The following is a 23734-nucleotide window of genomic DNA, read 5'->3' on the forward strand; positions in this document are numbered from 1 at the left end:
AGTTTCCTATAGGTGTCGATGTTTAAAGGACTTTTGCGAGAAATTCGGCGGTGCGCAGATGTTCGGGCGCATTGAAGATTTGGTCAGGACGGCCCGTCTCCAGGATTTTGCCGCGCTCCATGAACACCACCTGGTCAGCGACTTCGCGGGCAAAGCCGATTTCATGGGTGACGATGATCAACGTCGTGCCGGAGCTAGCCAGTTCCTTGATGACATCGAGGACTTCGTTGACAAGTTCGGGATCAAGCGCCGAGGTCGGTTCGTCGAACAACAGCACCTTGGGCTTGAGCGCCAGGGCCCGGGCGATGGCAACACGCTGCTGCTGGCCGCCGGAGAGCTGGCGCGGATAAGCTTGCGCCTTGTCGGCCAACCCGACCCGCGCCAGAAGATCGAGCGCCTCGGCCTCAGCTTCCTTGCGCGGCGTGCCACGCACGGTCACCGGTGCCTCAACGATGTTTTCAAGCACGGAAAGATGCGGGAACAGATTGAAGTTCTGGAAGACCATGCCGACTTCGACGCGACGGCGAAGGATGTCCTTCTCCTTCAACTCGAACAGCTTGTCGCCGTCCTGCCGGTAACCGATCAGCTCGCCATCAATAGCGATGAAGCCGCCGTCCACGCGCTCGAGATGATTGATCGAACGCAGCAGCGTCGATTTGCCTGAACCGGATTGGCCAAGGATGACAGTCACGCTGCCCGCCGGAACCGTCAGCGTGACGTGATCGAGAACTTTCAACGTGCCGTAGCTCTTGGACACGCCATGGATGGTGACGGTGCCTGCGCGCGCGCGTACCGGCGCCTGCTCCGCTTTTATAATCTTCGGCTTGGACGCATCGGCGACTGCGGGGGGTGACGCTGGTGCTTGCGCGGCACGCCGATAGAACCGGGCGAAGATCGATGGTGGCAGATTGCGCAACGCGCCGCGCGCATAATGCCGCTCGATATGGTGTTGCACGATCGACAATACGGTGAGGATGACAAGATACCAAACGGTCGCAACCATCAGCAACGGCACGACTTCGAGATTGCGGCGGTAGATGATCTGGATGGTGTAGAACAGCTCCGGCAAGGCGAGGATGTATACCTGTGACGTCCCCTTCGCGAGACCGATGATGTCGTTGAAGGCAGTCGGCAGAATGGAGCGCATGGCTTGCGGCAGGATGATGCGCCGCGCCTGATGGCCCCGGGGAAGGCCCAGCGCAGCTGCAGCCTCGACCTGCCCCTGGTCCACCGACAAAATACCGCCACGGATGATTTCAGCTGCGAAAGCGGCCTGGTTGAGGGTCAAGCCAATCACACCGGCAGCAAAGGGCGTCACGAGCTGTGTCGTGTTCCAGCTGATGAAGCTGATACCGGTATAGGGCACACCAAGTGTAATTGTTTCATAGAGATAGCCGAGATTATTAATCAGCAACAACAGAACGACGAGCGGGATCGAGCGAAACAGCCAGACGAAGGCCCACGATACGGCAACGAGAAGCGGAGAGCGGGAAACCCGTGCCAGCGCAATGGCGGTTCCGAGCGAAAAGCCAAGCACCGCACCGAGCGCCGTCAATAGTAGGGTTCTGCCAAGTCCTACGAGAACCGGCTCGGCAAAGAACCATTGAGCAAAGACATCCCAGCCCCAACGTGGATTGCCCAGCACGGAATGAAGGATCGCGGCGATCAGCAAAATGGCAAAGACCGAGCCGATCGTCCGCCCTAGATAGCGGGCAGGCACGATCCTGAACTGAGAGTAGTCACCGGTCGTGCGAGCACGATTGCGAACTGCGAGTTCGCCAGGAAAATCGGAAGCAATGGTCACGGATGAGCACTCCTCGTGTTCTGGAGTTGGCTTGCATGCGATCCACGCGCGGCTAGCGCGGCGGCCGGCAGATCGAGATATTTTTCGAAGGGAAGCGTTTGGCGCAGCGTTTCAGGATCGATGCTGGTATCGAACAGCGGCGTATAGCCAGAGGTCAGATAAAGGCCGACAGCTTCAGGCTGGCGAAAACCGGTCGTAAGGAAAGCTTTCGTATAGCCCTGTCTTGCCGCCTGGTCTTCAAGCTCTTGAAGAACCTTGCGGGCGAGGCCTTGACGCCGCAAACGCCCGTCGGTCCAGATCCTCTTGAGCTCGGCGGTGTCAGGTCCGTGACGCATGAAGGCGCCGCCCGCGATCGCGACACCATCACGGATAAGCAGAAGAAAATTGCCATGCGGCGGCTGGAACGCCTCCGGTGCATAGCGGTTCATCTCGGCTTTCGGCCCTTCGGCATCGAAGAACGTGCCGTAGCGGCTCTGGTATTCACTCAACAGCTCGTCAAGAAGCGGTCTGGCGCGCGGATCGGCCGGTGACGTGTAAAGAAAACTGTCGCTCATGGCTGTGGTGTTTCCTTTTCGAAGGTTGGGGAGAGAAAGCTTTCAGCGAGTTTCACCCACAGACGGGCGGCTGGCTCGATGATGGCGTCATTGAAACGGTAGTGCGGGCTGTGCAGCGGGGCGCCGTCCCCATTGCCCACGAAAAAATAGGAACCGGGGCGTTCCTCGAGCATGAAAGCGAAGTCCTCGCTGGCGGTGCGGGGTTGGAAATTGTCGAGAATGCTGGCTTCTGGAAAATGGCGCTGTGCAACTTCCCGTACGAATTCGGTCTGGTCAGCATGGTTGATGACCGGCGGGAAACCGCAGCGGAAATCTACGATGGCGCTGGCGCCGAAGCTCTCAGCCTGTGCCTGGGCAAGGCGGATTAATCTCTCTTCGAGAAGCAGCCGCACCTCCGGCCGGAAAGCGCGGCAGGTAATCTGCAATTCTACGCTTTCGGGAATGACATTGGAGGCCGTGCCTCCGTGGATTGAGCCAACCGTGACGACGCCCATGTCGCGCGGATCGACGTTGCGCGAGACGATACTTTGAAGAGCTGTCACGATGCTCGCAGCCGCCAAGACCGGATCGATGGCCTGCTGGGGCTCGGCACCATGTCCGCCTTTGCCGATAACGCGCACGACCGCCTTATCGACAGAGGCCATGGCCGGTCCTTCGACAAAACCGAAAGCGCCTGCCGGCACGCCGGGCCAGTTATGCAAACCAAAGACGGCATCGACCGGAAATCGGTCGAATAACCCGTCCCGGATCATGGCCTTGGCCCCGGCGCCGACCTCTTCTGCCGGCTGGAAGATCAACGTCAAGATTCCGTCGAAGCGACCAGATTCCGCCAGATAACGCGCGGCGGCAAGTAAGATCGCTGTGTGACCATCGTGGCCACAGGCATGCATCACGCCCGACTTTTCCGACGCATAAGGCAAACCAGTCTGCTCATCGATCGGCAGCGCATCGAAATCGGCGCGCAGGCCCAGCCGCCGGCTGCCCTGCCCCCGTTTCAGCGTCGCGACAACGCCGTTGCCGCCGACCCCTTCATGCACGTTATAGCCGTAGGATAGCAGGTAGCGGGCTATGATGGCCGCCGTCCGCCTCTCCTCGAAAGACAGTTCAGGGTGCCGGTGGAGGTCTTGGCGCAGCGCGATGATCTCTGGAATGAAGGCACGGATCTCCCGTGCGGCGGCATCGTCGCGATAGCCGCCGTCAATATGGATGTTCATGGAGTTTGTTTCTCCTTGCCGTCAGCGCGGATTGCGCGTCGGTGAGGTCTTGTCAGGCACGCGCCTTTTCCGGCACGGCCTCCTGGCTATAGCGGCTCGCCCTGTAGGGCAGCCCGAGATTCTCGCGCAATGTCGTTGCCTTCAGGGTGCCATCAAAATAGCCACGCTGCTCCAGGATCGGCAGCACGAGGGTGACGAAGTCGTCCAGACCTTCGGCGATCACGGGAAAGCCGAGGATGAACCCGTCAGCCGCACCGGCATCGAACCAGCGGATCAATTCGTCCGCGATCGTGTCCGGTGTCCCAATGAACTGATCGCGCGGCGAGGCGGCGGCCAGAGCGACCTCCCGCAGGGTCTGGCCCTTTTCCCGCGCCACCTGCTTGATACGGTCAGTGGTCGAGCGGAACGAGTTCTTGCCGATGTCACCGAGTTCTGGAAAGGGCGCATCTAGATCATACTGGCTGAAGTCGTGGTGATCGAAGAACCGACCGAGATAGGCAAGCGCATCCTCAATGGTAATGAGATTGCAGATGACGCGATATTTTTCTTCCGCCTCTTCCTGCGTGCGGCCAACGATTGGCCCTATGCCGGGAAAGATTTTGACGTCGTCGGCGCTGCGACCGTGGGCGACCGCCGCGTGCTTGACCCGAGTAAGGAAGGTCTTGTTTTCCTCCACCGATACGGCGTGCGTGAAGACAGCGTCGGCATGGCGGCCGGCAAGCCCGATGCCAGCATCAGACGACCCAGCCTGGAAGACGACCGGCTGGCCCTGCGGCGAGCGTTGAATGTTGAGAGGTCCTTCCACCTGGAAGAACCGGCCCTTGTGATCGAGGCGATGCAGCTTGGCGGGATCGAAGAACTGCCCGGTCTGCTGATTTCGCAGGAATGCGTCGTCGTCCCAGCTATCCCATAGGCCTTTCACCACATCGAGATATTCCTGGGCGATCTCGTAGCGCAGCGCGTGCTCCGGGTGCTGGCGGCTGTAGTTGCGCGCGGTGCCTTCAAGCGGCGTTGTCACCGCATTCCAGCCCGCGCGGCCACCGCTCAAGAGATCAAGGGAAGCAAATTGCCGCGCCACAGTGAAAGGATCGCTATAGGAGGTCGAAACGGTTCCAGCCAGACCGATCCGAGATGTGACGGAGGCCAGGGCCGAAAGCACCGTCAACGGCTCGAAGCGGTTCAGGAAATGCGGGATCGACTTTTCATTGATGTAGAGCCCATCGGCCACGAACCCAAAGGCAATGCCGGCAGCCTCGGCCCTGAGTGCCGTCTTCTTGAAAAAGTCGATGTTCACGCTTGCATCTGAGGGGCTCGAAGGATGGCGCCAGGCATGCATATGTCCGCCTGCGCCCTGAAGCATAATACCAAAGGTGATCTTCTGTTTGGTCGGGGCCATGGAATTTTCCTTATTTGTCATGGTCAGGCGGCAACGGATATGGCGCGGCGGGCCAGGAGCTCGATTGTCGCCAAGCGCTCGTCGGCTGCAACCGGCGGTGGCTCTATGATGAATTCTTCGATGCCGTAGGTTCGCGACAGACGATCCAGTTCTGCGTGCACCTCTTCGGGGGTGCCTGAGAGAATGCTGGGCTTGCGTTCCTCGATTCGGTAATTGACGTCACCGACCTGGCGGGCAAATTCCTCGGCGTGTTCGCGCCGGCCGAGATTGAATTCGGAACCATTCGACAGGAAAATTCTGAAAATCTTCAAGCCGGCGACACGTTCCGCCGCCTGGGCTTGATCGAGTGCAACATATGCGGAGAGAGCAAGAACAGGGGTCTGTCCGCCCTGCGCGCGATAAGCCTCGAAAGAAGCTTTCAGATTATCCGTGTCGCCATTGAGATGTCCGGCATGGACATAGCCCCAGCCGTGGCGGGCGGCGAGTGTGGCACTGCCAGGGCTTGCCCCAAGCAGGAAGCGTCCCGCAGGAACCGGCGGCACAGGCGTCGCCGCTAATCCGGCAAATGGTTGATCCTCAGGCACCGGGCCGTTCAGAAAAGTCGACAGCGCAGAGAATTGCGTCGCGAAGTCAGGCTTCTTGCCCTGATCGAAAGCCGCCTGGAGCGCAGACGTCGCCAGCGGCAGGCCCCCTGGCGTCTTACCGACGCCGAGATCAACGCGGCCCGGGGCAAGCGACGCCAAAACGCCAAAGACCTCCGCCACCTTGTAGGGACTATAGTGCTGGAGCATCACGCCGCCAGAGCCAACGCGAATGCGCGAGGTATTGGCGAGGATGAAAGCGATGACGACTTCGGGAGCGGAAATCGCCAGTTCCGGGCTATTGTGGTGCTCCGCCACCCAGAATCGATGGTAGCCTAATTCCTCGGCCCGGCGAGCAAGACGCACTGTCTGCCCCAAAGCCTGCGTTGCCGTGTGCCCTTGGGGGATCGGGCTCTTATCCAAAAGACTCAACCTGTAGGTCATGTCGCATCACCTCTTCGATCTATGGATTATATTCTCCATAAATTTAGTGGATTAATGAGGCACGGTTTTCTCTTTGCACGCACAGGTCGAGAAATTATTGCCCGGCTTCGGCTCACTTAAAGGATGAACTAAAATGTCCGCAGCGAATGAACATCCCGGTGGGTTATCATCGTGGGCTGCCAACTGCACATCTCGCTATCTGAGCGACCATCGCGTCGGCCAACCTGATAACTGCAAACGCTAGGCAAGCAATCACATAACGGATAGCGCGCGATCACTCCCCTTGCACCGCAGCAGCGGCGACGCGATATCAGTCCATGCCAGCTCATTTCCCGGCCGAAGCCTCTAGTCGTAAAAGCGGATTTTCTTCATGCCCAAAACACTTCACCTTACCGCCTTCATGCGTCCCGTCAGCTTGCATACCGGCGCCTGGCGCTATCCGGGCGCGATCGCCGATGCCAATTTCAGTTTCAGGCATCTGAAAGCCTTTGCTCAAAAGCTCGAGCAGGCCAAGTTCGATGCGTTCTTCATGGCCGACCATCTCGCCGTGCTCAATATGCCGGTCGAAGCGTTGAAGCGCAGCCATACCGTTACCTCCTTCGAGCCCTTTACGCTGCTGTCGGCCCTCGCAGCCGTTACCGATAAGATTGGCCTTGCCGCGACCGCCTCCACGACATTTGACGAGCCCTACCATGTGGCCCGCCGGTTTGCCTCGCTGGATCACATCAGCGGCGGCCGTGCGGCATGGAACATTGTCACCACGTCCAACCCGGACGCGGCCCGAAATTTCGGTCTTGCCGATCATGTAGAGCATGGAGAGCGTTACAAACGGGCAAGGGAATTCTTCGATGTCGTGACCGGGCTTTGGGATAGCTTTGCCGACGACGCCTTTATACGCGATCAGGAAACCGGCATTTTCTTCGATCCTGAAAAGCTCCATGTGCTCGACCACAAGGGGCTAGACTTCGACGTAAAAGGACCTCTTAACATTGCCCGCCCGGTTCAGGGCTGGCCTGTTATCGTGCAGGCGGGGCAATCCGAGCCGGGAAAACAACTGGCAGCGGAAACAGCCGAAGTCGTTTTTGCCGCTCCCCGCGAACTTGCCACCGCCAAAGCGCTTTATGCAGATGTCAAGGGTCGCATGCAGGCAATCGGTCGAGACCCTGGCCATCTGAAGATCCTGCCAGCAGCAATGATCGTTGTCGGTGACACGGTGGAGGACGCAAAGGCCAAGCGCGCCACATTGGACAGCCTCGTGCATTATGACAGCGCGATAGCCTCCCTCTCGATTGCCCTTGGCCATGACGCTTCCGGCTTCGATCCCGATGCGCCTCTGCCCGACATTCCGGACACCAATGCCAGCAAAAGCGGCCGCGCCGAGGTTCTTCGGTTGGCGCATCAGGAAAACCTGACCGTCAGGCAGTTGGCACAGAGGTATGGTGGTTATGCGGGCCTTGCCTTCGTCGGCACGGCCAAAACGATTGCCGACGAGATGGAGCGTTGGCTGCAAGAAAAAGGCGCCGACGGCTTCACCTGCGTCTTTCCGTTCCTGCCGCAGGGCCTTGACGATGTTGCGGAAAAGCTGGTTCCGGAATTACAACGTCGTGGCCTTTTCCGCACCGAATATGAAGGCTCGACATTGAGAGAGCACCTTGGCTTGCCGAGGCCGAAGAACCGCTTTTTTTCCTGACTGCCCATCCGCCGTCCGTAAGAAGGAGGCCGGGACTAGCTCTGGAAAGCGGCAGCAAAACCGTGCTGGGCATGCCGTTTTTTCAGTCAGACGATTTCCTCGGTTACCCGTCGACCTCGGCCTCCACTTCGATCTCGACTTCGTAATCGCCTATGAGGCTGCCGGCCTGGATCAGTGTGTTGGCAGGCAGCACGTCGCCGAAGACCCGGCCATGGGCGCGGGAAACCGGCTCCCATTTTTTAGCGTCGCGCAGATAGACGCGGCTGCGAACTACGTCGGCCATGCGCGCCCCAAGCGGCTGCAGGGCTGCGGCGATCTTGTCGAGAATGTAGGTCGCTTGCGCGCCGGCATCGCCCGGCGCCACACATCGGTCCGTCCCGTGCGTCGCGGTCGTTCCTGACACGAGAACCCGATTGCCAACCCTCACCGCGCGGCTATAGCCGGCAATCGGCTCCCAAATGCTGCCGGACGACACCCGCAGCCGTCCGGGCCGCCCCGGAACCGGCTCAGCCGTGTAGACGGACGGAATGGCGTCGAGATGATGGCTAAGGTCACCCGATGCAGTCAGAAAAGGCGGCTTTCGATATTCGTCCCCGCAATCGCCGGGGATCGGGTTGGTCAAGGCAAAGGCGGTTGCCAGTCTGTCATGATCTTCGGTATCGAGTGCAAATCGGAAGACGTTGAGATTGTCGTTGCGATGCTCGCTCTCCCCCAGTCTCGCGCCAATGATCGTGGCGGCCACGGCGGGATGTTCAAGCACCCAGCGGCTGGCGACATTCGAGAGGGAGACGCCATGTTTGGCGGCAATGTCCCGTGCTGCCCTGAGGATTGCCTGATAAGGCTCCCAACCGCCGGCGGCATCGATGAACCGCTTGTATTTCGACCGGCTCCAGTCCGCGATTTCGGTTGGTTCAGGCTTGTCCAGCCACTTTTCGGAAAGAAAGCCGCCACACAAGGTGCCGTAGGCCAGCAGTTTGACACCCGTTCTTGCGCAGAGCTGCGCAAGGTCGCCAGCGGCGCGCCGGTCGATCAGCGAGAAGGAGACCTGATTGCTGGCAATCTCGATTCCATCCGCAACGGCAAGCGCCAGATGAGCCGCATCGAAATTGGTCAATCCGAGATGGCCAATCAATCCTTCCTGCTTCAGAGCCTGCATCTCATGCAAGGCATCGAGCCAGGCGGGATGTTCAAACGTCCACCAATGAAACTGCAGAAGATCAATCGTATCGACGCCCAGCCGTTCCAAACGCTCCTCAACGCCGCGCCGCACGATCGCAGCCGTCATCGGGCCAGGTTCCGGGCACCATTTTGTAAATGCGCGGGGTCCGCTTTTGCGGTCATATCGCTTCAGCAGGTGGCCGGTGATAATTTCCGCCGAGCCGTAGTGATCGGCCATATCGAAACTATCAAAGCCCGCTGCCGCGTAGGCCTGGAGGGCATCTGCCCCCTGCTCCGGGTCAACAGTACTGCCGTCCTTCTCGATGTCGGCAACTTGCCACAGACCGCAGACGAGCCGGCTGATCTCCAGTCCGGGGGCCAGGACGATGCGTTCGGGTGTGTTGGTCATGCGGCTATTCCTTGCGGGCTGTGGAACGCTTGAGCGCCAATCGAATGGAGGCGGCGGTTTCGCCAAACAGGCCTTGCGGCCGCCAAAGCAGCACGAGGCACAGGCCGACACCGATGGCGACGATTTGCAGCGAGGCGGCACGCGCCTGCTGATCGGCGGGAATAAAGGCAGAGACGGCCGCAGCGCTGAGGGCCCAGAGACCCCAGACAAGGACGGCGCCTGCGATGGCGCCACGGTTGCTGCCGGAGCCGCCGACGATCAACATTGCCCAGACCTGAAAGGTCAGGATTGGCATGTAATTGTCAGGTGCGATGAAGCCGATGAAATGCGCCTGGCACGCGCCCGCCAGCCCCATGATGGCGCCACCGAGCGTGAAGGCTTGAAGGCGGAAGCGAATGGCGCGTTTACCCAGGGTCTGCGCCGCTATCTCGTCTTCACGGATGGCGCGCAGCACGCGGCCCCAGGGGCTTTTGGCCAGATGCTGCAAGGCGACATGCAGGAGCACGACGACCAGTGCGATGACGGCGAGATTGGCAAGACTGAATAGCAGGCTATTGCCTTGCAGGCTCGCGAAAGGCCGGGGAATGAAGCCGATACCGAAGGCACCGCCGGTCACACCTTGTAGGTTGAGCATGCAGAGCTGCACGGTAACGGCGACGCCGAAGGTGGCGATTGCGAGATAATCCGAGCGTAGCCGGATGGTCAGCGCACCGATGGCAAAAGACAGCAGGCCCGCGACGAGTGCTGCGCCAAGCCAACCGATGATGACGGGCAAATCAAAGCCGCCGAACCGGTCTGCAACCGGGGGCGTTGTCAGCAGTGCCGATGTATAGGCGCCAACCGCCACGAAACCCGCGATGCCGACGTTGAAGAGGCCGGTCATGCCCCATTGGACGTTAAGGCCGAGGCTGATGATGGCATAGGTCAGCGCCATCGACAGGAAGAAGGCGCCGTAGGCGAGAATATCGAGCGTCATGCGGCTTTTCCAAACAGGCCGCGCGGGCGAAGCAAGAGCACCGCGATCAGGATGATAAAGGACACCGCCGCGCGCCATTCGGCACCGACGACCTGAACAGCGAAAGCCTCGCAGATCCCGATGATCAACCCGGCAAGAACAGCGCCGGGAACGCTGCCGATACCGCCAAGAATGGCTGCGGCAAACAGAGGCAACAGCAGATCGTGGCCAAGATAGGGACGGATCTGCACCAGAAGACCGCTCATGACCCCCGCCACGCAAGCCAAGGCCGCGCCCAGGAACCAGACCATACGGATAACCTTGCGTACATCGATCCCGGCGATACCGGCAAGAGCGGGATTTTCGCTGACGGCACGCATCGATCGGCCCATATCCGTGCGCGTCATCACCAGATGCGTAACAATCACCGTCAGCAGCGCCAGCACCAGCATGAGCAATTGGTCCGGCGTGGCACGCAACCCGCCGCCGAGCTTCATGGCCATCTGTAGGGCCCGGGTAAAATAGGCCGGGCGGGAGGTGAAGAGGAATTCCAGCAGGCTTCGAAGCGCAAGCGACGCGCCAAAGCTTGCCATGACCATGATGATCACAGCGCTGCCGCGCCGGCGAAAGCTGGCAAACAGAAGCGCATCGACAATAAGCGCGAGAAGTCCAGTCATCAGCATCGCAACGACGAGCGCAAGCGGCAGCGACCAGCCAAAGGAAAATGGCGCAATCGGACGCGATAGGCCGGATGCCATAGCGCCCAGCGCGCCGCTGACGGCCATGGCAAAATACGCGCCCCAGGACAGCAATTCGCCATGGGCGAAGTTGGCAAAGCGCAGGATGGAATAGGTCAGGGTCACACCTACAGCGCCGAGCCCGATGATGGCGCCCGCCACAAGTCCGTCCATCAGGAATTGCGCCGTCATGGTGCAGCCCTTTCCTGCTCGCGGCGGCCGAGATAGATGCCCGCGATCAGCGGGTCGTCCGCGAGGCCTGTCGGGCTTCCTTCATGCCTGATCCGGCCTTCGGCCAGAATCACGGCGCGGTCGGCAATGGCAAGCGCTGCCTTGACGTTCTGCTCCACCAGAATGACCGTCACGCCGTCGGCGTTGATCGTTTTCAGCATGGAAAACACCTCGCTCACCAGTTTCGGAGACAGGCCGGCCGAGGGCTCATCGAGGATGATGACAGGCGGATTGAGCGCAAGCGCCCGCGCGACGGCCAGCATCTGCCGTTGACCGCCGGAGAGCGCGCCCGCAAGCCGCGTCGGCTTGACGGCAAGATCCGAGAAGCGGGCGTAAAGCGCATCGATACGCCCTGCCCGCTCAGAGCGCGGCAGATGCGCGACGGCAATCTGCAGGTTTTCATGGATGCTCATGCCGGCGAAAACATTTTCCGTCTGCGGCACGAAAGCCAAACCCTCGGCGACTTTGCGATGCGGCGCGACATGGGTGATATCGCGGCCTTCCAGCTCAATGCGGCCGGAAAAAACCGGAACCACCCCTGCAATCGCCTTGACGAAAGTCGATTTCCCCGCCCCGTTTGGGCCGAGCAAAACCAGCAATTCGCCTGCTCTGACATCAAGATCGACACCCTGAACGATCGGCAGGTCTGGCTCGTAGCCCGCGACCAGGGCGCTGGTTTTTAACACGCTGCGGCTCATGGCGTGCCCCCGAGATAGGCCTCGATCACGTCAGGATTGGCCGCCACGTCGGCCGGGGAGCCCTCGGCAAGATGCTTGCCACCCGCCATGGCAATAACGCGGGAGCAGAGGCGGCTGACCATGTCCATGTTGTGCTCGATCAGCAGGATTGCCGTGCCCGAGCGATTGAGTTCGACGATCCGGGAGATGATGACTTCCAGAAGCGACGGATTGACGCCGGCTGCGGGTTCATCGAGCAGGATCACGCGGGGATCCGCCATCAGCACCCGGGCAAGTTCCAGCAGCTTGCGCTGGCCACCGGACAACACCCGGGCCGGCTGCGTCTCCAGATGAGAGAGGGTGACGAAATCCAGAATGGACCGCGCCTTCTCACGCAAACGCCGCTCCTGGGCGCACACAATGCCCGGTCGCAGAAAATTGGCGATCAGGCTTTCTCCCACCTGGGCCTGCCCTCCCACCAGAAGGTTGTCGATAAGCGTCATCTCTGAAAAGGGGCGTGGGATCTGGAAGGTCCGAGCCAGTCCGTAGCCGATCCGGTCTTCCGGCGGCGCCGTCGTCACATCATGGCCGCTGATCAGCAGCTGTCCGGCGCTAGGCCGAAGGCTGCCGGCGATCATGTTGAACATCGTGGTCTTGCCTGCGCCGTTCGGGCCGATCAACCCCAGCATTTCGCCAGCACCCAATGTCAGCGACATGCCCGACACCGCCACCATGCCGCTGAACCGGCGCGTGAGGTCTATCGCCTCAACGACGTCTTCGGTCTCGGCAGCGGTTGAAGGAGCGGGGTTCATGCAAATTCGATCTTGATTTGATTTGTGATGTTTGATCAAACTTTATGGTGGGCGGAAAATCAATCGGAAATTTGTGCGAAGGTTGGGACGAGGCAGGGATGAGTGAAACCGCAAATAGCCGCGTTGTCAGTCTTGCGCCGGTCGGTCGTGAAACGGTGCAGGACCGGGTTTATGCGCAGTTGCGGCAAACGCTGATCATTGGCGGGTTCGAAGCCGGCGATGCGCTGCGGATCGTCGATCTCGCCGAGCGCCTGCAGACCAGCACTATGCCGGTGCGCGAAGCACTTGGCCGGCTCGTTTCGGAAAAGGCGCTTGAGGCGATGCCAAACCGGACGGTCCGCGTGCCCCTGATCACGCGCCAACGTCTCGACGATCTGGAACGCGCACGGCTGCTGATCGAGGGCCGTCTCGTGGAACTGGCGATTTCCCGTCTGACACAGGAGGATTTCGCAGCCCTGCGTCAGATCAACCGCGACTGCGACCAGGCCTTCGAGACCCATGGACAGGACATCGGCCCCGTCACCTCGCAATATAACCAGCGCTTTCACTTCCACATCTACCAGGCGGCCGGATCGCAGGTGCTGATCCCCATCGTTGAAAGCCTCTGGCTGCAATCCGGCCCGGTCGTGCGCGCCGCCGCCCAAATCCATGACGAGCAGGGTGGACTTGCGGCAACCCATCACCATTGGGCCTTGATCGATGCCCTCGCCCGCCAGGATCAGCAGGCCTGCCTGCGGGCGCTATCCGACGACATCGGCCGGTCCTTTGATCTCGTGCGGTCGCGTCTTGGCGCCGACGATGCGGCTGTGTGAGGAGACCTGACCATGTCGAGCGATGATTTCTTCGAACTTTTCGACCTGCGGGTAGAGGTAATCGTTCCGGAAAACGGCCCTGTCTATTGCGGGGCAAAGCCCGGCGACTATTTCGAACTCAAAGGCGAAATGCTGCATTTGCCGCCGGAACAGGGGCTGTCGATATATTCGCTTGCCTCTGTCCTGCCTCTGCTGGCCGCAAAGCAAAGGCCGACCCATCCGCACGATTGGATGACGACGGACGCAGAAATTGCCTGTCCCGACCCCAATTGCTCCACGCGGCTGCGCATCACCCGCACCGGCCTTCGCCGGTTCAGCCATGCTCAGACCACCGCCGTTCCCTTGAAGAAAGCCTGAAGAAAGTCATCTCATGCAGCGCATCAGCATCCAGCCCGGCTACGAAATCTCACGTGTCATCCGTGGCGGCTGGCAATTGGCGGGCGGGCACGGACCTGTCGATACCGAGACCGCGATCGAAGACATGATTGCCTTTGCCGATGCCGGTATCACCACCTTCGACTGCGCCGACATCTACACCGGCGTCGAGGAACTAATCGGCGCATTTCGCCTGAAATATGGAGCGTCACGCGGCGAAGAGGCTTTGAAACGCATTCGCGTTCACACCAAGTTCGTGCCGGATTTGGCCGTTCTGCCCACGATCAGCAAGGCCTATGTCGAAGGTGTCATCGACACGTCGCTGAAGCGCTTGAAGCTCGAGCAACTCGATATTGTACAGTTCCATTGGTGGGCCTATGACATTCCCGGGTGGCTGGAGACGGCGGGCTGGCTGAAAGAATTGCAGACGGCAGGCAAGATCGGCCGGATCGGCACCACGAATTTCGATAGCGAGCACATCCAAGCATTTTTCGACGCGGGCATTCCCGTTGCATCCCTGCAACTGCAGTATTCGCTGCTGGACCGCCGACCGGAAAAGCAGATGGTGCGGCTCGCCGAGGACAAGAATTTTGCGCTCTTCTGCTATGGCACCGTGGCCGGCGGCTTTCTCAGCGATCGCTGGCTTGGCGTCGCGGAGCCCGAGCATCCGCTCGAAAACCGCTCTCTGACCAAGTACAAGCTTGTTATCGACGATCTCGGCGGCTGGGATCTGTTCCAGGCGCTGCTGCGCACCCTCAGGCAGATTGCCGACCGGCATGAAACCGATATCGCCACCATTGCCAGCGCCGCCATGCTGCGGCGGCCTGCCGTGGCAGCTGTGATCGTGGGCGCGCGCAACCGAAGCCACCTCGCGTCCAACCTGGCCATTTCAGATGTGCCGCTATCCACTGAGGACCTCGCGATGATCGAGTCTGTTATGGCGCAGGCACGCGAGTTGGATGGCGATGTCTACACTCAGGAACGTGACCGCAATGGCCGTCACGGTAGCATCATGAAATATAATCTCAACAAAGGGGAATGAGATGAAGACACTGATCCTGGCATCCACAATGCTGGCCGGCCTGATGGCGACAACACCAGCCTTTTCCGCCGATTGCGACATCACAGTCGGCTTGGTAATGGAACTGACCGGCCCGGCCGGCGAATACGGCAAGGCTGGCGCCAAATCCGTGGAGATGGCATTTCGCGATTTCAACGACGCCGGCGGTGTCAACGGCTGCAAATTGCTAATGGACACCCGCGATAGCCAGAGCCAGGGCACGGTTGCCGTCGATCAGGCAACGCAATTGGTCAATATTAAGAAGGTGCCGGTCATCATCGGTGGCATCATTTCCTCCGTCTCGATCCCAATCCTCACATCGGTCACGGCGCCTGCCGGTGTCGTGCAGGTTTCGCCCGCCTCGTCATCGCCGACGCTGACCGCACTTGGCCGCGACGGCAAGACCAACGGCGTGTTCTTCCGCACCATCACGTCGGACGCCCTGCAGGGAACTGCGGCCGCGAAATACGCTATCGACCAGGGCCTGAAGAAAATCGCCATCATCCATGTCAACAACGACTTCGGCGTCAACATGGTGCGTGAGTTTTCGGCGGCGTATGCCAAGCTTGGCGGCGTGATCACCTCGACAACGCCGTATAACGAGAAGCAGGCCAGCTATTCCTCCGAAGCCAGCGCCGCGATGAATGGCGACCCGGATGCGCTCTATCTTGTCAGCACGCCGGTCGACGGGGCGACGATTGCCCGCGCCTGGATATCAGGAGGCGGACCGGCAAAGTTCCTGCTGAACGACGGGATGAATTCGAAGGACTTCATCGACAGCGTCGGCGCGCAGTACCTGAACGACGCCTATGGCACATCGTCCGGCACCAGCCCAACGGCTTCGACCGAATATTTCAACAGCCAGTATGAGAAATTCTCCGGCGGCATCTCACCATCAGCACCGGCTGCCGACAGGTCCTACGATGCAGGCGCAATCGTTGCGCTGGCCATCGCCAAGGCCGGAAAGGCTGACAAAGCTGCCATCAAGGCCGCCATTCCGCAGGTGGTGGCGGAAGGCGGAGAGCCGATCCATGCCGGCAAGGCGGAATTTGAAAAGGCGCTGAAACTGATCAAGGACGGCAAGCCGATCAAGTATGAAGGCGTCATCGGCCCGGTCAGTTTCGACAGCGTCGGCGACATCACCGGCCCCTTCCGCCTGTGGAAGCTGAAGGACGGTGAGGTCACCACGACGGGCGAAATGAGCGCCGAAGAGGTCGGCAAGATCAAGGCTTCAATCGGTAAATGACATGTGCTGCCCTCGCGGATGAAATACCGCGAGGGCTTCCATATCGCGTGGTCGTGTGGACGTCATGCGACCACGGACGTTGTTATTTGATAATGAAGGGCATTTCAGCGACGTCATCGGCCCTTACTCGGCTGACCCTTCGCCCTCTATATCGGGATCGTACTGGTTCAGAAGATCGAGGATCACCTTGTTGCCCGCGTAGCGCCTCATCAGGCGGGCAAGTTCTGCGTCGCTCCCGGAACACAAGCGCCGTAACTCTCTGTCGATTTCGGCCCGGCGGTTGGCATCATCAGATGCTTCACCGCGGAAATGGTCGCAATTATCTCGGCGGCTGATGAAGGCGCGTACCTCCTGCGGGAGATCGGCAGTTTGCGCGAACAACGGCTCGGCCAAGCCGAGAAAGCTCATCACCACGGCTATTGAGTATCTCAAAACAAGCGCGATCATTCGACTTGCATCCCCAATTGACGGGTAGCCTCTTCCTGAAACCCTTCCTCCTTCGCGATATCTGCGATCAGCGACCGCAGCCAGCGATGGGCCGGATCGGTGCGATAGCGGACATGCCAGGCGATTTCGACGGGAAAGCTGCCGAGATCGACAGGTGCCGGCAGCACCTTAAGCCTTTCGTCCCGGGCCAGCCGCTTGCAGATCAGGCGTGGCAGTGTTGCGCAATAATCGCTGACCGCAACCATTTCCGGCACCGCAAGAAAATGGGTGACGGAAACCGCGACATCCCGCTTTAGGCCACGTTGCTGCAGCGCCTGGAATAGCCCAACGCGCATCCGGCCTGGCGGCAGGACGTTGACATGCTTCATCCGCTCATACTGCTCTTGAGAAAGACTATCGCCGACATCGGGATGATCCTTGCGCACCACGCAGGCAAGACCATCATCCATAAGATGCTGGACCACCATATTATCAGGCGGATCGACGATCCTGCCGAGCACCATTTCCGTTGCACCCGAGACGGCACCGGTCTCGACCAGGTCATTTCCGAAAGGCGTGAGGCGCAGCCTTATGTCAGGCGCAACCTCCCGCAGCCGGGCAACGATCACCGGCATCAGCACGAATTCCACATAGCTATTGGGCGCGAGCGTAAACTGCCGTGTTGTCAAGGCAGGATCGAATTGCTGCTGGCCGCCGATCACCTCGTCCAGGCTCGAAAGCGCCGCGCGTACCACGGGCGCCAGCTCCTCTGCCATCTGCGTCGGCTTCATGCCGTAGCGCTCGCGAATGAAAAGCGGATCACGCAACGTGTCGCGCAGCCGGTTCAGCGCATTGGACAACGATGGCTGGGTCATACCGAGCCGCTCGGCAGCGCGGGTCACATTGCGCTCATCCATCAATGCTAGAAAGACGGGCATAAGGTTTAGATCATACTTCATCCAGTCATATTGCTGAGCGTATATCTGAAATCAAGGAGATAAATTTCCGAAATGATGCACAGCAAGGCATAATCAGTTCATCGAAACAGGCAGCAGATTGCAAAGGATCACGCTCATGAACATTTTGATGGTTCTCACTTCGCACGATAAGCTCGGCGATACCGGCCACAAGACTGGCTTCTGGCTCGAAGAGTTTGCCGCGCCCTATTACGCATTCCTTGAAGCAGGCGCCAATATCACCGTGGCATCGACGAAGGGCGGACAGCCACCGCTTGATCCGAAAAGCGACGATCCAAGCTTCCAGACTGCGGAGACGCAGCGCTTCAAGGCGGACCCGGCAGCTCAGGCCGTTCTTGCTTCGACGATCCCGCTCGCATCCGTCTCGGCGGATGACTATGACGCCGTCTTCTATCCCGGCGGCCATGGCCCGCTTTGGGATCTCGCTGAAGACAAGACCTCGATCAGTCTCATCGAAACCCTTTACCAGTCCGGCAAGCCGGTTGCCTTCGTCTGCCATGCTCCTGGCGTGTTGCGCCACGTCAAGGCTGCCGATGGCACACCGTTGGTCAAGGGCAAGAAAGTGGCCGGTTTCACCAATACCGAAGAAGAAGCCGTTGGCCTTACCAACATCGTGCCCTTCCTTGTTGAAGACATGCTCAAGCAGAATGGCGGTCTCTATTCCAGCGGTCCGGATTGGGGCTCCTATGCCGTAAAGGATGGTCTTTTGATCACAGGCCAGAACCCTGGCTCATCGGTCGAGACCGCCGGCATTCTCATCAACACGTTAAAGGCAGCCAAGGCTTCCTGATAAGCGCTGCTACGGGGTGCCGGCTGATGCCGGCCCCCCATTCGAAAGTATTGGCCTGTTCGTCTTGGGCCAACGCGGACAGCCACCACCAAGGACATCAAGTCCCGAGAATGTGAAGCCAATCACCACATATCTGGCCACAAAGTCCCTTCATTAACGGCACGGCTCCCCTAGGTACTTTCTCAGTACCGTGCCGTTATCGACCTTTGAAGGGACAGACTGATGCAGATTGGAATGATGGGATTGGGCAGGATGGGCGCAAACATGGTCCGTCGGCTTATGTGTGGCGGTCATGAATGCGTTGTTTATGACATCAATCCCAAGAATGTCGCCGACCTCGTCGCGGAAGGTGCCGTCGGTGCCGCGTCGATGGAAGACTTCGTCAGCAAACTATCCAAACCCGCCTGCGCCTGGCTGATGCTGCCCGCTGCGATCACCGGCACGAATGTGGAGAAGCTAAGCGGGCTGATGTCCGCTGGCGACGTCATTATCGATGGTGGCAATTCCTACTATCAGGATGGCGTCGATTTGGCGGAAATGCTGGCATCAAAGGGCATTTCCTTTGTCGACGTCGGCACGAGCGGCGGCGTCTGGGGCTTTGAGCGCGGCTTTTGCTTGATGATCGGTGGACCCGACGCTGCCGTCCAGCGTCTTGACCCGATATTTGCGACGCTCGCGCCCGGTGCTGGCGACGCAGGGGCTTCAACGCCGTCTGATACCGAGCATCTGCGTACGGCAAGGCAAGGCTATCTTCATTGCGGCCCAAGTGGTGCCGGACATTTCGTCAAGATGGTCCATAACGGCATCGAATATGGCATGATGGCTGCCTATGCCGAGGGGATGAATATTCTCAAAGCAGCAAATGCCGGCAACCGGACCCATGACGTCGATGCCGAAACCAGCCCATTGCGCAGCCCCCAATATTACAAGTTTGATATCGACATGGCCGCCGTCTCCGAGGTGTGGCGGCACGGCAGCGTAATTAGCTCATGGCTGCTCGATCTCACGGCAGATGCGCTTGGCCGCGACCCCGATCTGGCCGGCTTTTCTGGCCGGGTGTCGGACTCCGGTGAAGGACGCTGGACACTTCAGGCTGCCATCGACACCGGCGTCCCCGCCCCCGTCCTGTCTTCAGCGCTGTTCCAGCGGTTCTCCTCGCGTGGAGAGGCTGAATATGCCGACAAGCTGCTGTCCGCCATGCGCCTCGCCTTTGGCGGCCATCACGAAAAGCCAAAGACCGGCGCTTGAGCGGATCGAGGATACAGATGACCAATACCAGATCTGATACGTTCGTGCTGTTTGGCGCGACAGGCGATCTCGCCCACAAGAAGATCTTTCCGGCGCTCTACACCCTCGTTGCGCGCAACATGCTGCACGAACCGATCATCGGAATTGCCTTCGATGATTGGGATAAGGACAAGCTGCTCGAGCGCGCTCGGGACGGGATTGAAAAGGCAGCCGGCAGCATTGACGAACAGGTCTTTGCCAAGCTCGCGTCGCTTCTCTCCTATGTCAGCGGCGACTACAAAGACCAGTCCACCTTCGACAAGCTGAAGCAGGCGATCGGCACCGGCCGCAGCCCGCTTTACTATCTCGCCATACCGCCCAGCATGTTCGAGCCTGTCGTTCAAGGACTGGAGCAATCCGGCAGCGCAACGGCCGGGCGGCTGATGGTCGAAAAACCGTTCGGGCGCGATCTGCAATCCGCTCGTTGGCTGAACCGGATTTTGCACATCGCCTTCGATGAAAAATCGATATTCCGTATCGATCATTACCTCGGCAAGGAGCCGATCCAGAACCTCCTTTATTTCCGGTTCGCAAATTCATTTCTGGAGCCGATCTGGAACCGCAATTATGTGGAGAGCGTGCAGATCACCATGGCCGAAGATTTCGGCATCCAGGGTCGGGGGCGCTTCTACGACGAAGTCGGCTGTATCAGGGACGTCATCCAGAACCATCTCCTCAACATCATGCTGCTACTCGCCATGGAGCCGCCCTCCGGCCACTCGGCGGATGACCTGATCGATGAGAAAGTTCAGGTTCTGAAATCAATCCGACCCCTGACCAAAGCAGACGTCATTCGCGGACAGTTCGACGGCTATCTGCAGGAGCCAGGGGTGCAGCCGGATTCTGCTGTCGAGACCTTCGCCGCCGTACGACTGTTTGTCGACACCTGGCGTTGGAAGGGTGTGCCGTTCTTCATCCGGGCAGGAAAGAACCTGCCGGTTCATGTGACGGAGGTGGTCGTGCAGTTGAAGCCGCCGCCGCTTAATGTCTTCGATGAGATCAAGCCCAACGAGGCGAATTACATCCGTTTCCGCATTTCGCCGGAGGTCTCAATTGCAATCGGCGCCCGGCGCAAGGCCGCTGGCGAAGCTATGGTCGGAGAAAAGACAGAACTCTCTGCCGTAGACGACGCCAAGGGCGAGATGGAGCCCTACGAGCGGCTGATCAGCGACGCCATGGACGGCAACGCCCAACTCTTCACCCGGCAGGATGCCAGTGAACTGGCCTGGCAGATCGTCGCGCCGGTTCTCGATGATAAATCACGACCCTTCTCCTACGCGCCCGGCACTTGGGGTCCGAAGGAAGCGGTCGACGGTTTCGGGCCCGCAGGCGGGTGGATCGGACCGGGGGCATGACGGACATGCATTCCAGTAACGCCAACGCTGCTCCAGATGAGCACGCAAAGAAAACCGTGCTGAGTATCGACGTCGGCGGCTCGCATGTGAAGATCCTGACGAACCGGCCCGGAGAAGAGCCTCTCCGCGTCGAGTCCGGACCGGCCATGACGCCGGACGATATGGTGGACGCCGTGAAGACGTTGGCGAAGGATATCGACTACGATGTGATATCGATCGGTTTTCCCGGCCCTGTGCGTGCGAACCGGATCCTGCGCGAACCGGTGCATCTGGGAAAAGGCTGGACCGATTACGACTTCGCCAGCAGTTTCGGAAAGCCGATCACCCTGGTGAATGATGCGTTGATGCAGGCGGTCGGCAGCTACGAAGGCGGACGCATGCTGTTCCTGGGGCTGGGAACGGGTCTTGGCGCAGCGCTCATCCTCGAAAACGTCGCACAGCCGTTGGAAATTGCACATCTGCCCTACCGGCATAAGAAGACCATCGAAGACTACGTCGGCGAAGACGGCATGGAGCGCCGCGGCAAAAAGAAATGGCGCAAAAGCGTTGCTGACGTTGCCGACCGGCTGATGGCCGCCATGCTTCCCGACTATATCGTCATCGGCGGCGGCAATGTCGAAAAGCTGCACGACCTTCCCGACAACTGCCGGCGCGGCGACAATGCCCTTGCCTTTGAGGGTGGCTTCCGGCTCTGGCAGGGCAAATTCATCATCAACTAGTTCGCGATTTCCGGCACGGAACTCAACGAGGCTGCGGCGCTTGTTCACCGGAGCGTCGGCGTTGGTTCAATACCGGCCGTAGCGCACGAATAGACGCAAAATCAAAGATGCTTTCTGGCGCCGCCGAAAGCGCAGATTGAGGGATTATCCCATGGATCGTCGAGTGGAAGCCAAGTCTGGTGCGGATGCGCCGAAGGATGATCATCACGTGCCCCGCCGTATTGCGGATCACGGCATCATCGGCGACCTCGCCACATTGGCGCTGGTGGCCAAGGACGGCGCTATAGACTTCATGTGTTGGCCGAGCTTCGATAGTCCCAGCATTTTCGCAGCACTGCTCGACCCGGAAAGAGGCGGTGTCTTCGAACTGGCGCCCGACATTCCCGATGCCCGAATTGTGCAGCAGTATCTGCCTGACACCAACGTGCTCCTGACGCGGTGGATGGGCGCAAAAGCCAGCGCAGAGCTGATGGATTTCATGGCAGTCAAGGAAGGCAATACGGATACGCCGACCACAGTTGCCAGACGGTTGAAGGTGACGCGCGGCGAGGTCTCCTTCATCATGCGTTGCGCGCCGCGCTTCGACTACGCACGAGAGACCTTGGCGCCCGAGATGGAAGCCAAGGCGGCGACCTGGAGACCGACGGGGGCACAAGGTATCCGGCTGCTGTCCAACATGCCGCTTCTCGCCCACGGTGACGACGTCCAATGCCGGGCCTCCCTGAAGGCCGGTGAAACTGCGGATTTTCTTCTATCCGGGCTGGACGATGCGCAGATCGAAATAGAGGAGATGGATGAATTCGAGGCCGCCACCATTGTCTACTGGCAGGACTGGGCGGCCAAATCGACCTATCGCGGCCGCTGGCGTGACATGGTTAGCCGCTCGGCATTGACGCTGAAGCTGATGACCTCCCGCCGCCATGGATCGATCGTGGCAGCCGGAACGTTTGGATTGCCCGAGACAGCCGGCGGCGCACGCAATTGGGATTATCGTGCCACCTGGATCCGCGACGCCTCCTTCACGGTCTACGCATTGATGCGGCTGGGCTATCAGCAGGAGGCACAGGAATTCACGCGGTGGATCGGCAAGCGGGCAACCAAGTGCGGGGCAAACGGCCAGCTCAACGTGATGTATGCCGTCGATGGCGGCAAAGTGCCCGACGAGGTAACTCTCGAACACCTCAGAGGCTATGGCGGCGCGCGTCCAGTGCGGATTGGCAATGCTGCTGTCGATCAGATCCAGCTCGATATCTATGGCGAGTTGATGGACGCGGTCTATCTCAGCAACAAATATGGCCATGCCATATCGCATGACGGCTGGAACGGCGTTCGTGATGTCATCGACTATCTCTGCAATCACTGGGATAAGCCAGATGCGGGAATATGGGAAATGCGCCGCGAGCCGCAGCACTTCCTGCACTCCCGCCTGATGTGCTGGGTCGCTGTCGACAGGGCCATCCGTCTCGCGCAAAAGCGCTCGCTGGCCGCTCCATTTGGCCGATGGGTCGATGTGCGAAACCAGATTTACGACGATATCTGGACCAATTTCTGGAATGAGGAAAAAGGTCATTTCGTGCAGACCAAGGGCGGAGATACGCTCGATGCCTCTCTTCTGTTGATGCCGCTGGTACGCTTCGTCAGCGCTACTGATCCCAGATGGCTGGCGACGCTCGACGCAATCGGCAAGACGCTGGCCGACGACGGGCTTGTCTACCGCTACAAGAGCGACGATGGCTTGAGCGGTGAGGAAGGTTCTTTCTCCGCCTGCTCCTTCTGGTATGCAGAGTGCCTGGCGCGGGCCGGAGATCTGAAGAAGGCACGACGCGTATTCGAAGCAGTCCTGGGCTACGCAAATCACCTAGGCCTCTATGCCGAGGAGTTCGACGCTCGCGCCGACCTGATGGGCAATTTCCCCCAGGCCTTCACCCATCTGGCACTGATCAGTGCAGCTTTCTACCTCGACCGTGAGCTTGACGGCAGAAGCCCGCAGGAATGGCGACCATAGGGACGGACGGCGGCGAAGCC

General features: G+C 59.8%; 22 protein-coding genes. 10 read left to right on the forward strand and 12 right to left on the reverse strand.

Annotation, left to right across the window (positions count from 1 at the left end; all coding sequences use genetic code 11):
* Positions 1–22 precede the first annotated feature (22 nt).
* The 5 genes from BJF91_RS25465 to BJF91_RS04860 are packed head-to-tail and all read right to left on the reverse strand — an operon-like array spanning position 23 to position 5993.
* The gene (locus tag BJF91_RS25465; RefSeq protein ID WP_075613342.1) at positions 23–1804 is read right to left on the reverse strand and encodes an amino acid ABC transporter permease/ATP-binding protein; all 1782 of its coding nucleotides are present in this window, start codon (positions 1802–1804) and stop codon (positions 23–25) included.
* Positions 1801–2358: a GNAT family N-acetyltransferase gene (locus BJF91_RS04845; protein ID WP_075613343.1), complete on the reverse strand. Its 558-nt coding sequence runs from the start codon at positions 2356–2358 to the stop codon at positions 1801–1803. The genes BJF91_RS25465 and BJF91_RS04845 overlap by 4 nt, the downstream gene beginning before the upstream one ends.
* Entirely contained in the window at positions 2355–3572 is a 1218-nt protein-coding gene (locus BJF91_RS04850) for a M20 aminoacylase family protein (RefSeq protein ID WP_075613344.1), read from the reverse strand. Before BJF91_RS04850 ends, BJF91_RS04845 begins: the two co-directional genes overlap by 4 nt.
* Positions 3573–3624: 52 nt before the next feature.
* A complete protein-coding gene (locus tag BJF91_RS04855) occupies positions 3625–4968 on the reverse strand; it encodes an LLM class flavin-dependent oxidoreductase (protein WP_075613345.1) in 1344 nt (447 codons plus the stop codon).
* Positions 4969–4991: 23 nt separating this feature from the next.
* A complete protein-coding gene (locus BJF91_RS04860) occupies positions 4992–5993 on the reverse strand; it encodes an LLM class flavin-dependent oxidoreductase (protein ID WP_075613346.1) in 1002 nt (333 codons plus the stop codon).
* A 370-nt stretch (positions 5994–6363) separates the two neighbouring features.
* Here BJF91_RS04860 and BJF91_RS04865 point away from each other — a divergent pair, with 370 nt between their 5' ends.
* Positions 6364–7683, forward strand: a complete 1320-nt coding sequence (locus BJF91_RS04865; protein WP_075613347.1) for an LLM class flavin-dependent oxidoreductase — start codon at positions 6364–6366, stop codon at positions 7681–7683.
* A 103-nt stretch (positions 7684–7786) separates the two neighbouring features.
* On the opposite strand, the gene BJF91_RS04870 is transcribed toward BJF91_RS04865, so the two are convergent.
* Genes BJF91_RS04870 through BJF91_RS04890 form a run of 5 tightly spaced genes read right to left on the reverse strand, consistent with a single transcriptional unit; the run spans position 7787 to position 12662 of the window.
* Complete coding sequence (locus BJF91_RS04870; RefSeq protein WP_075613348.1) at positions 7787–9250, reverse strand: aldo/keto reductase; 1464 nt, start codon at positions 9248–9250, stop codon at positions 7787–7789.
* A gap of 4 nt (positions 9251–9254) precedes the next feature.
* Positions 9255–10226, reverse strand: coding sequence for a branched-chain amino acid ABC transporter permease (locus BJF91_RS04875; protein ID WP_075613349.1), 972 nt, complete (start codon positions 10224–10226; stop codon positions 9255–9257).
* Positions 10223–11134: a branched-chain amino acid ABC transporter permease gene (locus BJF91_RS04880; protein WP_075613350.1), complete on the reverse strand. Its 912-nt coding sequence runs from the start codon at positions 11132–11134 to the stop codon at positions 10223–10225. The genes BJF91_RS04875 and BJF91_RS04880 overlap by 4 nt, the downstream gene beginning before the upstream one ends.
* The gene (locus BJF91_RS04885) at positions 11131–11871 is read right to left on the reverse strand and encodes an ABC transporter ATP-binding protein (RefSeq protein WP_075613351.1); all 741 of its coding nucleotides are present in this window, start codon (positions 11869–11871) and stop codon (positions 11131–11133) included. The genes BJF91_RS04880 and BJF91_RS04885 overlap by 4 nt, the downstream gene beginning before the upstream one ends.
* The gene (locus tag BJF91_RS04890) at positions 11868–12662 is read right to left on the reverse strand and encodes an ABC transporter ATP-binding protein (RefSeq protein WP_075613352.1); all 795 of its coding nucleotides are present in this window, start codon (positions 12660–12662) and stop codon (positions 11868–11870) included. Before BJF91_RS04890 ends, BJF91_RS04885 begins: the two co-directional genes overlap by 4 nt.
* Before the next feature lie 98 nt (positions 12663–12760).
* On the opposite strand from BJF91_RS04890, the gene BJF91_RS04895 reads away from it, so the two are divergent.
* From BJF91_RS04895 to BJF91_RS04910, 4 genes are read left to right on the forward strand one after another with little or no spacing between them, the layout of a single operon-like run.
* Positions 12761–13474 carry a GntR family transcriptional regulator gene (locus BJF91_RS04895; protein WP_083943139.1) on the forward strand — a complete coding sequence of 238 codons (714 nt, stop codon included), beginning with the start codon at positions 12761–12763 and terminating at the stop codon, positions 13472–13474.
* A gap of 12 nt (positions 13475–13486) precedes the next feature.
* A complete protein-coding gene (locus BJF91_RS04900) occupies positions 13487–13831 on the forward strand; it encodes a TIGR04076 family protein (protein WP_075613354.1) in 345 nt (114 codons plus the stop codon).
* Positions 13832–13844: 13 nt separating this feature from the next.
* Positions 13845–14891 (forward strand): aldo/keto reductase, encoded by a 1047-nt coding sequence (locus BJF91_RS04905; RefSeq protein WP_075613355.1) that lies wholly within the window; start codon positions 13845–13847, stop codon positions 14889–14891.
* A gap of 1 nt (position 14892) precedes the next feature.
* The gene (locus BJF91_RS04910) at positions 14893–16155 is read left to right on the forward strand and encodes an ABC transporter substrate-binding protein (protein ID WP_075613356.1); all 1263 of its coding nucleotides are present in this window, start codon (positions 14893–14895) and stop codon (positions 16153–16155) included.
* A 123-nt stretch (positions 16156–16278) separates the two neighbouring features.
* On the opposite strand, the gene BJF91_RS04915 is transcribed toward BJF91_RS04910, so the two are convergent.
* Positions 16279–16602: a hypothetical protein gene (locus BJF91_RS04915; RefSeq protein WP_075613357.1), complete on the reverse strand. Its 324-nt coding sequence runs from the start codon at positions 16600–16602 to the stop codon at positions 16279–16281.
* Entirely contained in the window at positions 16599–17540 is a 942-nt protein-coding gene (locus BJF91_RS04920) for a LysR substrate-binding domain-containing protein (protein ID WP_075613358.1), read from the reverse strand. Before BJF91_RS04920 ends, BJF91_RS04915 begins: the two co-directional genes overlap by 4 nt.
* A 115-nt stretch (positions 17541–17655) precedes the next feature.
* Between BJF91_RS04920 and BJF91_RS04925 the strand changes: the two genes are divergently transcribed.
* The 5 genes from BJF91_RS04925 (at position 17656) to BJF91_RS04945 (ending at position 23714) form a co-directional block, all read left to right on the forward strand.
* Positions 17656–18348, forward strand: coding sequence for a type 1 glutamine amidotransferase domain-containing protein (locus BJF91_RS04925; protein ID WP_075613359.1), 693 nt, complete (start codon positions 17656–17658; stop codon positions 18346–18348).
* 222 nt (positions 18349–18570) lie between these two features.
* Positions 18571–19596, forward strand: coding sequence for a phosphogluconate dehydrogenase (NAD(+)-dependent, decarboxylating) (gene gnd, locus BJF91_RS04930; RefSeq protein ID WP_075613360.1), 1026 nt, complete (start codon positions 18571–18573; stop codon positions 19594–19596).
* Positions 19597–19613: 17 nt separating this feature from the next.
* Entirely contained in the window at positions 19614–20990 is a 1377-nt protein-coding gene (gene zwf / locus BJF91_RS04935) for a glucose-6-phosphate dehydrogenase (protein ID WP_075613361.1), read from the forward strand.
* Entirely contained in the window at positions 20987–21709 is a 723-nt protein-coding gene (locus BJF91_RS04940) for an ROK family protein (RefSeq protein ID WP_234801543.1), read from the forward strand. Before zwf ends, BJF91_RS04940 begins: the two co-directional genes overlap by 4 nt.
* Positions 21710–21860: 151 nt before the next feature.
* The gene (locus BJF91_RS04945; RefSeq protein ID WP_075613362.1) at positions 21861–23714 is read left to right on the forward strand and encodes a glycoside hydrolase family 15 protein; all 1854 of its coding nucleotides are present in this window, start codon (positions 21861–21863) and stop codon (positions 23712–23714) included.
* Positions 23715–23734: the final 20 nt, after the last annotated feature.

The sequence above is a fragment of the Gillisella taibaishanensis genome (assembly GCF_001938985.1).
GTDB classification, from domain to species: Bacteria; Pseudomonadota; Alphaproteobacteria; order Rhizobiales; family Rhizobiaceae; genus Allorhizobium; species Allorhizobium taibaishanense.